9 protein-coding genes are annotated in these 12,336 nt (G+C 39.0%); 5 read left to right on the forward strand and 4 right to left on the reverse strand.

The annotated features are described in order from the left end of the window. Positions 1-1,089: 1,089 nt before the first annotated feature. Positions 1,090-2,958 (forward strand): hypothetical protein, encoded by a 1,869-nt coding sequence (locus tag ATS75_RS06385; RefSeq protein WP_058559620.1) that lies wholly within the window; start codon positions 1,090-1,092, stop codon positions 2,956-2,958. Positions 2,959-2,976: 18 nt separating this feature from the next. Beyond that, positions 2,977-4,734 carry a HEAT repeat domain-containing protein gene (locus tag ATS75_RS06390; protein ID WP_058559621.1) on the forward strand — a complete coding sequence of 586 codons (1,758 nt, stop codon included), beginning with the start codon at positions 2,977-2,979 and terminating at the stop codon, positions 4,732-4,734. Positions 4,735-4,999: 265 nt separating this feature from the next. Here the strand turns inward: ATS75_RS06390 and ATS75_RS06395 are convergent, their stop codons facing one another. Continuing rightward, entirely contained in the window at positions 5,000-6,379 is a 1,380-nt protein-coding gene (locus ATS75_RS06395) for an MATE family efflux transporter (protein ID WP_235591144.1), read from the reverse strand. Between the two features lie 69 nt (positions 6,380-6,448). After that, entirely contained in the window at positions 6,449-7,438 is a 990-nt protein-coding gene (locus ATS75_RS06400) for a zinc-dependent alcohol dehydrogenase family protein (protein WP_058559623.1), read from the reverse strand. A 112-nt stretch (positions 7,439-7,550) separates the two neighbouring features. Between ATS75_RS06400 and ATS75_RS06405 the strand changes: the two genes are divergently transcribed. From ATS75_RS06405 to ATS75_RS06415, 3 genes are all read left to right on the forward strand, one after another. Then, complete coding sequence (locus ATS75_RS06405; RefSeq protein ID WP_058559624.1) at positions 7,551-8,447, forward strand: LysR family transcriptional regulator; 897 nt, start codon at positions 7,551-7,553, stop codon at positions 8,445-8,447. Between the two features lie 140 nt (positions 8,448-8,587). Beyond that, entirely contained in the window at positions 8,588-9,529 is a 942-nt protein-coding gene (locus ATS75_RS06410) for a hypothetical protein (protein WP_058559625.1), read from the forward strand. A gap of 52 nt (positions 9,530-9,581) precedes the next feature. Then, positions 9,582-10,379: a DUF4437 domain-containing protein gene (locus ATS75_RS06415; RefSeq protein ID WP_058559626.1), complete on the forward strand. Its 798-nt coding sequence runs from the start codon at positions 9,582-9,584 to the stop codon at positions 10,377-10,379. Between the two features lie 556 nt (positions 10,380-10,935). Here ATS75_RS06415 and ATS75_RS06420 read toward each other — a convergent pair. Both ATS75_RS06420 and ATS75_RS06425 read right to left on the reverse strand, forming a co-directional pair. Beyond that, the gene (locus ATS75_RS06420; protein ID WP_058559627.1) at positions 10,936-11,442 is read right to left on the reverse strand and encodes a hypothetical protein; all 507 of its coding nucleotides are present in this window, start codon (positions 11,440-11,442) and stop codon (positions 10,936-10,938) included. Between the two features lie 471 nt (positions 11,443-11,913). Further along, positions 11,914-12,174 carry a hypothetical protein gene (locus tag ATS75_RS06425; protein ID WP_058559628.1) on the reverse strand — a complete coding sequence of 87 codons (261 nt, stop codon included), beginning with the start codon at positions 12,172-12,174 and terminating at the stop codon, positions 11,914-11,916. Positions 12,175-12,336: the final 162 nt, after the last annotated feature.

Below are 12,336 nucleotides of genomic sequence, written 5' to 3' on the forward strand. Positions count from 1 at the left end.
TTTGAAGGATTAAGCGTGATGCTCGGGACGCCATGGGGTTCCAAGGGGCGGTCGGCGGCAGCCGCCCCTTGGTTGCTGCCAGCAATCTGGCAAAAAACCTTGAATAAGGTTTCTAATGTAGGTCGCGGATTTATCCCGACAAAAGCTAGCAGTAAGAACCATCATTTGGGCTAAAGCCCAACCTACAAACCCACGCGCCAGCAAGCTTAGCGCCTACAGTAATACTTTTAACCTCGGTGCAGCGCGAAGCGCCTCTGAGTTCTCTGTGGTGAAATTCACTTACCGCCCTAAAGGACGACTACAAACAATACATAATTATGTACTTTGGAGTTGGCGAAATGCAGAGGGTCACCCATTAGTAAGTTCCGCTCAAGCAGGCAGCTGTGCTTGATCTTTTTAGTCAAAAAACCAAGTGTTGTTACTTTTTTAACTCACTTTAAATATGACTACGCACCTAGTAATGACGTCGATTGGTGTGAATATGCACCGTGGCTTAGGTAAAGAACGCCATATGAATTTAGGCTGTTTAATTAAGCATCGTTGATGATTAATCAAGGCCCTTGGCTTTCGCCTCAAACCAAAGGGTCACCCATTACCCTTAACCCTTTCTAGTAAGTTTGTTTATTTTTATCCCTCCATAATTCATCCATTATTGTGATATAGCCTTTGCGATATGTATTTTTTGTACCCTAAATTCAAATCAAAACAGTGTCTAGGATCAAACAATGGCATTTAAATTACACACTCGCTATGTGTAATGGTGTTGCTAATGGTTTATCTGTTTGTCTTTAAGGACAACGTTGAAGATTCTGGCTCAATTAACAGCGAGACTTCCACACTAAAAAGTGACGGTGATGAATTCACTGTGACACGAATAATAAGTGGAAGTACGCGCTGTTATTTACGAGCGATGGCTGAGGTAGCAATATTTTGAATGGTAATTTAATTAACGTGAATGTAGCTATACATGAAGTAGAGGTTATACATAGCCGTATGTAAGTAACTCTGTTTGACGTTAAATAAAAGAATGAGTTTTGTTAATTAATAAATAGTGTGTCGAAATTACAATCAATAATTAGGAATCGTAATATGAATCAGTTCAAAAGGATTAGCACTGTGTTGGCTTTATCCCTATTTTCAATCGTTGGGTGTGCTGATAATGACCCCACCGAACAAGAACCTGTCGCCAATGTTGCTTTGAAATCGATGAGCTCTGTCGATAATGACGTTTATCAACCGGGTCAAGAAATTACGGTAGATTTCACCACCGAAACCACGTTATTAACGGATGAACATGTGGGTGTTTCTTTTATTTTAATTGAAAGAGATAAAGTGGCTGAGCTCGACACTGAAGAAGAGCCAGATGGTTACGATTTGGGTGAGTTTTATATTGAACAGTTACAAGAAGGGGAGCAGAGTCATACAGCGAAACTGATTCTTCCAAACGAAGATTTGAGTGCTGGTGAGTTTGTTATTGCCGCTTTCGTTGACACGAGTACGGTAATCTTAAATGAAGCGGATGTAACGGATAATAAATCGCGAGGAATTGAGTCCGGCGATGAAACAACCTACAGTTCGATCTCAATTAAAGGCGGTCGATACCATGATTTTGTTTTAGATAAACTTAAAGTTGGAGATGGTTTTGTTATTTTTCCAGGTCCTGGAAAAAGAGATACCAGCGGTGTTGGTCGACCAAAGCATAAAGTACCTGATTTAATTGGGTTTGTTAACGCAACAAAGTTTGGCGATTCCGTCAAAGAGGCTGACATCAGTGCCACGATAACCATCGGCGATACTACTTATGACGCTCATTTATGGAATGAGCTTGAGCAATCTTATGGGGATACAATGAAAATTGTATTTCCTGATCACGAGCAATCTCATTACTTTCCTTGGGATGTTGCTGTGAATGGTGTCTTGCTTAAAGCGATCCATGATGATTTTGATCGCGATGGTGGCGAAAACAGTTTCAGTATGACATTTACTTTTGAGGACGACTCGGCTGAAATTGAAGCTAATAACGAAAATAATAGTATTACAGTCGACGTGCCTTATGCGCTCTATTACGATGAGGCTAGGAAAGTAGAATCAGCAGAACAAAATAGCAAAAAAACGACGGTAGCTTCAGCACCAAGCTCACTCGCTAACGCCTCAGCGGCAACATCATTGGCCAAAGTTGGGAGTTGGAGTGGTACTTATGGTGACAGTGATGCTGTGGCAATTAGCCCTTCTTTTTATAGTTATATGAATGTTACTTCTAGCAATGGTGGTTCAGCAGAGGCGTTAGTTGAAGCTGATCTCGACCTTTACTTATTTGATAAATCAGCGAGCTTAGTGAGCGCCAATGCCGAAGCTAGCGCGAATGTCAGTGATGGTGAAATAAGTTATGCGGCAAGCTTTAGTGTACTCGGTGATACGTTAATTGACGAAGGCGATACTTTATCAGCGTTAGATAAATCCATTGGATATAGCTGGAGCGAGGAACAGAAAGTAGTTGAAGCGACTTTCACCATTGTTATTGTGCCGGTTACTGTAGAGGCTGGCGTCAGTGGTAGTTTAGATTTAGGAATTGGTTTAGCTTATGGGAATAGCCGAATTGATTTAGGGGGAGATATTGTTTCTGCTAGCATGGATGCTTATGCCAGTGCTGAAATCAATTTGGGCGTTGCAAGTGGCGGTGTTGGTATTGATTTCTTGATTATTGCAGATACATTCAATGCAACACTTTATGCCGATTTAGCTAAAGCAATTACTGAGTCTAAAATAACCTTAGGGATTGATGTAACAAATGATATTGAGGCAATTGCTGGTGAGTTTTATATTTATGTTAAATACCCTAAATATAAGTGGTGCTGTAAAATTAAAACAAAAACAAAAACTCAAACTATCTACGATACCGGCACCTTGTACGAAAAAAGCTGGACAATTTTAGACGAATCAGCAACCTTAAACTACTAGTATGAAGGCTAAGGTATAATGCGTTTAATTAAAATGAGTTTATTATTTGGCACTCTATTAGGTTATGTATCAGCTGCTTATGCAGTGCCTCATTGTACTGTTTTGGCTGAACTTCAATCAAAAGCAGATACTAATATTATTTCGATGAACAGCCCTGCTAAAAGCCAGTTTGATTTACAAGGGCGATTGATTTATCGACCATTGTTGGTTGAAGAGAAATCTCACTGGTTGGGTTTTGAGTTGTATCAAGCCAAAGCAAAGTTGAATAAAACATTGAGTACAACCAATGAGTATTCTGTGCCCTTTGCCGTGAAGATCAGCAATAGCTCCGGTGAAGTTTTAGATTACCGATTCAACGCTAAACTAAAAATGGCTGATCAACAAAAATTGATCGCTTTATACCGTGCCTTTCACCGTGCAAAACAACCTGAAAATTTACAGGGGGGCAAGTACAGGGTTAAAGAGCGTGACGACATTGGTCAATATAAATCACTCTACACGGTTTTAGCTGACAATAAACTAATGCGAAATAAACTTAGTTATATAGAACCTACTGACACTAGACGAAGCACTAACGCCGCCAAAAACGTGATGCAGCTGGAAACAGCTAACGTTATTAGTGATGAGTTTACCTTTGAAAGCGATAAATGCTGGCTAACCAAAACCCTCGGAAATAGTCATATTAAAGTCAATAGTCGTGATGGCAATATGGATATTGAAGTGCTGCAAACGCTAAGCTTAAACCGCAAGTATCAATCGATACCCGATGATGCAAGGTTACTGCACTTACCTGACGATCCTAATCAATGGCCATACTTGAGCGCTGACTGGGTTTACCCTAAGGCGCCGCCTCAACCATTAAAAAGTGCTGAAGCGTTTATAACTGCTTTAAAAAGTATGGATTGGCTTGAGGGAGATCGAAAGGATATTTTGCAATTTCTTTATGACAATGACCAGCATTTGCAGAGTTTAAAAGCGCTTATTTCAACAAAAGCAATGGCTGATCCGTTAGAAAGTAAATTGTTTATGTACTTAGGTAAACATGACTCAGTGAATTCAAAGCAATTACTAACGGAAGCATTTGTTGAGCAAGATTTATTTTCACCTAATCAGCGTTTTCGCAGTTTAATGGCACTAAAATACAGTGAAAAGCCATTAACAGTTTCACAGGTAGAGGCCATCTTTGAGTATTCCATGTCATATGGTTTAGATGAAGAAAACTCAACATTGGCTCACAGTGCGTTAATGGTAATGGGGGCTATTGCAAAAAACCAGCGGGGCAGTGAGTTTGCAACTCAGTTAACCCAAACGCTGGCTGACAACTTAAGTTTTAGCGCAACCGAGAGTAAAGCATCAGCCTTAATTACCGCTCTGGGCAATAGTGGAGATAGTGAACATCAACAACTTATTGGTGATTATTTAGCTGTCGATAGTCCAAGGTTACGTGTAAACGCGGCAGAAGCACTGGCAAAAATGCCAAGTAAAAGCAGTTTGAATTACTTGAGTACTCAACTAAGCCAAGAAACTGATAGCAAAGCACAAGGCGCTATTTTAAAAGCGATGGGTAATAACAAGTTAGATGCTGAACAAGTAGATAGCATTTATGCTTTTGCAGGTTCTAATCATTCTAGGGATATTCGTAGTGCTGCGATATCAGCGTTGAGCCAACAAGCAAAGTCACAACCACAGGTGAAAAGCCGTTTAAAAGCATTGGTTAAGACGGAAACCAACCAAAAAAATCTGCGCCAATTGATGAAAGCTTTATACGGTTCTTAGTGAGTAAATCGGGCGTTTTTTAAGCGTCAGTTTTTCACAACATAGGCACCTTTAAGCACTATAAGCGGTAATATGTTTATAGTGCTTTTTTAGTTTTTGATTTCACACATCAAAACCAAGGATCCCTCAGGATTTGATCTTTCCTTTAAATGGTATGGACTTTGTGTCGGTCGTTTGTAATAGAAAAACATAAAGCTGAACCTAGTGGTCACCTATGTGTGCCAGTTAATTATTGTGAGTGTGCCTTAAAAGCTATAAAAATAATTTAACCTTTTATGATACTTAGAAGTTTTACATCGGGCTGCGACTTACTTATCTTCTTATATTGTTGCAGGAATATAGACCAGCCCAGCATGCCGGATAAAAAATTTCCTATCGTTGCGCCTATAAATATACCTAAAAGCCCATAGACTTCTGAGCCAACCCATATAAGAGGTAAGTAGCAACTAAATAAGCGTAAAAGAGAAATAACCAGTGCTGATTTAGGTAACCCCATTGCATTGCATGCTGAAACACAAACCATGCAAATACCTAATGCACCATAACTTACAGGCACAATCCATAGGTAATGCAACAAAAGAGACTCTATTTGCGAATTAACTGAAAGCAAATTCGCAACGGGTTTAGAGATTACTAATATGAAGAGTGTTATTGCGAGCTGAAAAACTATTATTGTTTTCATGGCGGTTTTTACCAAAAAAAATATTTCAGGGATTTTATTTCTACCTTTAAGGTTTCCAATCATAGGCGGCAACGCCATTGTTAAAGCTAGAATCATAATAATTGAGATATACTCAATACGATTAGCTAAACCCCAAGCACCTACAGCGATATCACCGTATGAAGCAATAATAACGGTTACTAACATTGCTGAAACAGGGGGGATGAACTGGCTCAACATTGCAGGAATTGTAAATTTAACAATGGTGTTAATCCCTTTTTTTGCTCTGCCGACGTTGTAAAGCATGGCTATATAAGGTTTTTGTATAATAGCCCTGAAAATAATGAAACAACCAATGATAAACGAGATACATGTTGCCCATGCAGCCCCTGCTAACCCCATGTTAAGCGTAAATATAAAAACAGGGTCCAAGATGATGTTCAGTAAACTGGTAATTACCATCACTTTACCAGGGAGAAGGGTTTCACCATGTGACCGACAAATGCTGTAACCAAAGTATAATATTGCCCCAAGCCAGCAACTTAAAAGCCAAGGAAACCAATAATCTCTTAACAACTGAAAAAGAGACGGTTCCGCTCCCAAAGAATAGGCAATTCCCTCTTGATAATACCAAAGTAAAACGCATAGTACTGTGATGGTAGTAACACCAATACATAACACAAGCATTCCTAAGTACTTTGCGTATAATTTTCTATTCGAACCAATGGCACTTGATATAGATGCGGTTGTCGCTATACCCAACCCAACCTGAACACCAATAATTAGTTGGTAAATTGGAATTGAAAAGCCGACGACTGCCAGCGGTTGTGAGCCAAGTTGACCTATAAAAGCACTATCAACAAGTTGACTGCCCATAATGGTAAATAGCCCTAAAAGCATTGGCCAAGTTTGTTGATACAATGCCTTGAATTGTTGGGTTTTAAAGAAATTCATGGGTTTAATAAGTGACTGCTTGTATTTCAATGATGCCTAAATAACTCTTAATCAGAGAGCCTATTAAGGCTCCCATTAGTGAAAGTTGGCTGTTTGAAGCTAGATTGAAACCACTACTTTACCCATTCCTTTGCCGCTTGCTAAGCGATCATGTGCTTTGCCAATTTCTTCTAAACTAAAGTGCAGTTCATCGACAATGGGTGTCAACTCACCTGCATCAACAATCTCAGCAAGCCTCGTTAATATTTCACCATGCTGCTCGCGTTTATGGTTGTGTAGCATCGGTATTAACATAAATACGACGTGCAAAGATAAGCCTTTAAAGTGGGCTGTTGTTAAATCAATTTCAGCCATAGAAACGGTTGTTGCTACTTGACCATTCAGTGCTGCTGCATCAAATGAATTAAGTAAGTTTGCACCACCAATAGAATCATAAACAACATCAAAGCCCGCACCTTGGGTATGTGCTTTAACATAGTCAGCGACTGTTTCAGATTTATAATTAATAGGTGTTGCGCCTAAGTTTTCAATCAATGCTGATTGTTTTTCGCCACCGCCAGTAGCATAAACATCACCACCAAAATATTTAGCGAGTTGTAAAGCGATATGACCAACACCGCCAGCACCACCATGCACTAATACCTTTTGACCTTTGCTGACACCAGCACGAGCTAACCCTTCATAGGCCGTTATACCAACTAAAGGCAGTGCCGCCGCTTCGCGCATTGAAATACTTTTAGGCTTATGAGCCACTAATTTTGCGTCTGCAAGCATGTATTGCGCTAATGCTCCTTGTAAGTCAGCTAAGCCTCCAGCACAGCCATAAACATCATCACCGACTGCAAAACCCGTTACGTCATCCCCAACGGCTTCAACAGTACCCGCAAAGTCCATTCCTAACACTCCCGGTAATGCTGGAGATAAAGGCGCTAAGCTTTCACCCATTTGTCGAATCATGGTATCAACGGTATTAACACTGGTTGCTGCTACTTTGACTAAAATGTGACCTGGTTTAACTTCAGGTTTAGCTATTTCAGCCGCAGTAAACACATTACTATCACCGAACTCATTAATAATCATCGCTTTCATCTTAATACCCTCTCTCTAATTGATGAGGTAAGTATATTTACAAATTTTAGTGTTGATAATATAGTCTTATGATTAATCAGTTTTTACTTTTTGTTAATAATGGTTGTGGCCAATGAATAATGAATATCTAAAACTTTTTGTGCGGATTGCGGCTACGCACAATATCAGTTTAGCTGGCAGTGAATTGGGGTTATCTCCTCCTGTTGCGAGCATGCATATCAATAAATTAGAGAGCTCACTTGGCGTGAAATTGATACATCGAACCACACGAAAGGTATCTTTAACAGAAGAGGGACAAGAATTTTTGCCACATGCGGAGGAAATTTTAAATGCAGTGGATAGTGCTAAGGCCGCTATAGGTGCAGGAAGCTTTACCCCACAAGGAACCATTAGAGTTTCAGCACCTGCATCGTTTGGTCGTATGCATATTGTGCCATTTTTAAAAGCCTTTACTGAAGAACACCCGCAATTGAAAATTGACTTACGCCAAAGTGACAGCATCGTTGATATGGTTGAGGGGGGGTTTGATATAGCAATTAGAAATGCGTCGTTAAATGACTCTACATTGGTTGCCCGAAAACTTGCAGGTGACAAACGAATTATTTGTGCATCACCAGAATACATTAATAAACATGGTGAACCAAAAACACCGCAGGAACTTCTAAAACATCAATGTATCAATCTTATCGGGATTGATAGTTGGGCTTTTGAAACACCTGACGGCATCCAAAAAATTAAAAGCAAAGGTGCCATTAGAATAGATAACGGTGAGTCTATAAGAGATGCGTGTATTGATGGCGCGGGTTTAACGCTTTGTTCTATTTGGTGCGCCTATAAAGCCCTACAAAAAGGTGAACTTGTTCAAGTGTTAAAAGACTACCCCATCGTTTCAGATACCGCTATTTGGGCTGTCTACCCCAGTTCAAGATTGTTAGCGCCTAAAGTGAGAGCATTCATTGACTACTTCATTGGCTGCTATGGACAAATACCGTATTGGGAAAACAAATAAACCAATGCTTTGCACTTATTATATATAAAATCTTAATTCTGTATTAATAACCTCTATATTTATTTAGGTTATGATATGTAATAAGTTTGTTTCTCCATACTGCTAGGGGGATTACCTGGTAATAAACGAGGAGAAATAAAATGGACAATACAGATCGATTTACTGCACAACTTATACCTGGCCCATTGCAACGTGCTCGCTCTTTAGATTTACCTTCAAGAGAAGCAATGCTTAATCGTGCTCCGGCTGTACAACAGTTTTGGGATACTAATAAGCAATTACTCAAAAATGCATGGAGCGAATGGGATGAAAATGAAACCAGTCATTTAGTCATGCCAGACATGTCATTACTTGATTCTAATCTTCGCAATGCCGTTGAGCAGGCTTGGAAAGATCCGGCGAAAGAGTCCGCTGTGAAGGCGTTATTAGAACACGTATCTCCAGGGGTTTTTCAATTTCAATTCTTCAATCCAGAGCGCCTTGCAGATTTACGCGCTTACCTTGAAGCCGTTGTTGATGCACAAATTCCGCTGCGCCCGCCATACGGAATCGTATTAAATCGAAGAGGTGCAATGCTTGATCAACGCTCGGAAGGGTTTCTAGCAGCCCCAAGCTTTCAGGTATTTTATCGCGAACTACTTAATACCTATATGAGGCCAATTGCGCGCATGTTATTCCCAGAGGTGATGGGCTATGATTCACAGACTTTTGGCTTCTCAATTCAGTGGCAAGCAGGGATGGATACGTCATTACGCTTTCATACAGATGCATCAGCCGCGACACTAAACATTAACCTTAATTTGCCTGAGGAAGAGTTTACAGGGTCTGAAGTCGATTTTTACGATAAAACGACTGATAAAGTAAATAGGCTCTCATTTAAACCGGGGACAGCTATGATTCATCGAGGTAGTGAGGCACATGCTGCTCAACCAATAACAAGTGGCAAACGTGCTAATTTTGTATTGTGGTTGTATGGGGAGCATGGCCAAATACCGATGAATAATAATCAGTCACACACTGCTGATGCGTATCAACGTTGGACAGTACCTACAGCGAAGAAGGACAAATCAGCCCCATTTTAGGAAAAAATTGGCAAAATTATTAAGCATTCAATGAGTGTAAAAGGAAACGAAAATGAATAAGTTAATACTTGTATTATTCACTTTGATGAGTGTTGCATTACCATCAAAAGCAGATGAACACACCATCATATCTACCGACAATATTGAATGGGGTTTACTTAACCCTTTAAGAGGTGATGCAAGCCCAAGAGCTGCCGACTTATGGGGAGATCGCACTAAAGATATAGCAACAGGTATGTTAGTTAAATTTAACAAAGGGTTTGCCTCTCCTCCACATATTCACAACATTAGCTACCGTGGAGTGGTGATCGAAGGAGCAATGCACAACGACGACCCATCTGCTGAAAAAATGTGGCTACCAGCAGGGTCATTTTGGACACAATCTGCAGGCGAAAGCCATATTACTGCAGCAGATGCGAGAGAAAACCTAATCTATTTAGAGATCGACAGCGGCCCGTATCTGGTGCTTCCTGCAAAGAATGCATTTGATAATGGAGAACGTTCAATTAATGTTGATAAGCAGAATCTTGTTTGGCGTGATGCAAAAGATATACATTGGCTAGCGGGTAATAAAGTAAAAATAGCGTATCTTTGGGGAACCCCTGAACTGGCTAATGGCAGCTTTATTAAGTTACCAGCAGGCTTTAAAGGCACAATCGAAAACGAGAACGGGCTAAAAGCTGTCGTCGTAAAAGGACAGGCGGCTTATCAGTGGCGAAATGAAAAAGCGAAAACAGACCTGTCGCCAAGTAGCTTTTTTAGTTCGAAAACTACAGGGAAACATGTAATTGAGGCTGAAACGGAACTCATTCTTTATGTTAATTCAACGGGAAGATATAGCGTAAAGTAACTTGATACGAGTCCATTAAAGATAAGTTTTGGCAGTTCATATCTGATATCACAGTTTTGACAATAAAGTTTAGATTTGATCTGGCAGACTGATTGGAGCGATCTACGGACCGTCAGGTTTTTATTTTCGATGGGCAGCTTCAAGCTCAAAGCGGTCGGTGACTTCAATTAGTTAATGTTAATTCCGAGTACAGTTTAAAAAGCGCTAATCACGTAATATATTCTCATTACCAACTGATAGAAAATCACTTAGTAGTCAAAATGTATGATTTTTCCTTAAGTTCGATGTTAGTTACATCAAAACAAAATTTATAGATTTAACTTTGAAATCAATCTATTAGCTGACAACCTACACCAACGGATAACTTACCATACCAAATGATTACAAGGCCGCTACGTGGCGTAGCTAAAACTACTAGATATGCGGCTTAACCATCTGAATAACAATTTGTAATACAATAATGGCCCTATGACTACTAGATGTTTCTTTATCCATCATTTATTGTCAAATATCTATCTTTACCTGTATTTTACAAGAATAAACTTACTCTATTGTATTAATGGATTGAATAACCTTTAATTTGTTGAGCTGATATTTGCCAGCACGCCTTTGTTGAATCACAAATTTCATGTGTATCAACAGTATTTGTAATTTTTAGCCATTCGTTCTCTGAAATATCAAGACTATTTTTACCATTTATTTTAGTAATAATTGCCCCTTCTTTTATGCTTACTTTTGATGAGGGAAGTTCAGGGAAAACATACCTTACAATAAAGTTCCCAGTTGTTAACTTCCTCAGTTCTAATCCAAGCAAGTTATAACGGCTTGTGTTTTCTATGCTGCCAACAGAAGAAATGAATAATTTTGAATCCAAATAATCAACTGTATATTCACTTAAACTTAGTAAGGCATTACCAATAACCCACCAGTCATCTTCATCATCACTTTTAATTAGGTTAGTCTTAACGTAGGGATAATAGTTCTGGCCTAGGTCTAATGAAGGTAAGGTAACTCTATTATGTTTTGTTCCACCGCTAAGACCAAAATCCATCGCAGTAATCATAGTTCCAAGTGTTGATTCATTATTTTCAATGAATGCAGAGCTTAGTTTGAAGTAATGGCGGCTACCTGTGTCTATTATTACTTCACGTTCTTCAACATGATCACCGCCTAAATTAACCTTTGCTGGAATGCTAATTTTTCCAAAAGATGTTTCAAAAGCAATTTCGCTCTCTTTAGGTTTTTTTGAGTGAGGCTTATTCGCTATTGTTAGTTTTTCCTGTTGGCGATTAAATGTCCATACGAAATGACGTAAAATATCATAGCCTATGACACCATCAAAAATAATTTCTTCTTTGACTCTAAAATAAGGTGTTTTATCAATTGGTATGATTGCAACATCGAACCCATGATAGGTGATGCCCGCAAAAGATAGGCTAGCTAAAGTGGTTTGGAATACTTTTGAATCTTCTTCATCTCCCCAGCCTCCTATATCAAATTCAAAGCCTCGTTTAAAATGTAACTCTTTGATTGATTAAGACTTAAATAGAGCAGTAAATGAAGCACCTGTATCAATTAGTAGTAATAGTTCTTTCTGATTATTATTTCGTGCTCTAATGTATGGTTTATCACCGATGAATTCTAATTTTAACTCTTTTTGATTATCCTTACCGTTCCATACAGGTATAACATCATCATTTGCATACTTCATTCTCATTACATTAACCAAATCGCAACCGCTCATTCCTATTAATAAAATTAGTAGCAAAGCATTACTAGTAAGTGTTTTTAACATTTAGGGTCCTAATGTATCCAATTCTTTAAGAATCAAGTATTAAGATGTTAGATGTGAAAAGAACGTGAAATTGAAAACTTTTCAAGTTATGAAAAACTCTTCAAAATTTGAATCACTGGAAATTAATAAAAGTAAGCCTATATTCGATCAAATTTAAATGTA

The organism is Pseudoalteromonas sp. H105 (assembly GCF_001469215.1).
Lineage (GTDB): Bacteria > Pseudomonadota > Gammaproteobacteria > Enterobacterales > Alteromonadaceae > Pseudoalteromonas.

Excerpts from the sequence above, each read along its gene's own strand:
- ATS75_RS06390 (WP_058559621.1), top strand. The coding sequence starts at position 2,977 with ATGCGTTTAATTAAAATGAGTTTATTATTTGGCACTCTATTAGGTTAT.
- ATS75_RS06400 (WP_058559623.1), bottom strand. The coding sequence starts at position 7,438 with ATGAAAGCGATGATTATTAATGAGTTCGGTGATAGTAATGTGTTTACT.
- ATS75_RS06425 (WP_058559628.1), bottom strand. The coding sequence starts at position 12,174 with ATGTTAAAAACACTTACTAGTAATGCTTTGCTACTAATTTTATTAATA.
- ATS75_RS06405 (WP_058559624.1), top strand. The coding sequence starts at position 7,551 with ATGAATAATGAATATCTAAAACTTTTTGTGCGGATTGCGGCTACGCAC.
- ATS75_RS06385 (WP_058559620.1), top strand. The coding sequence starts at position 1,090 with ATGAATCAGTTCAAAAGGATTAGCACTGTGTTGGCTTTATCCCTATTT.
- ATS75_RS06410 (WP_058559625.1), top strand. The coding sequence starts at position 8,588 with ATGGACAATACAGATCGATTTACTGCACAACTTATACCTGGCCCATTG.
- ATS75_RS06415 (WP_058559626.1), top strand. The coding sequence starts at position 9,582 with ATGAATAAGTTAATACTTGTATTATTCACTTTGATGAGTGTTGCATTA.
- ATS75_RS06420 (WP_058559627.1), bottom strand. The coding sequence starts at position 11,442 with ATGATTACTGCGATGGATTTTGGTCTTAGCGGTGGAACAAAACATAAT.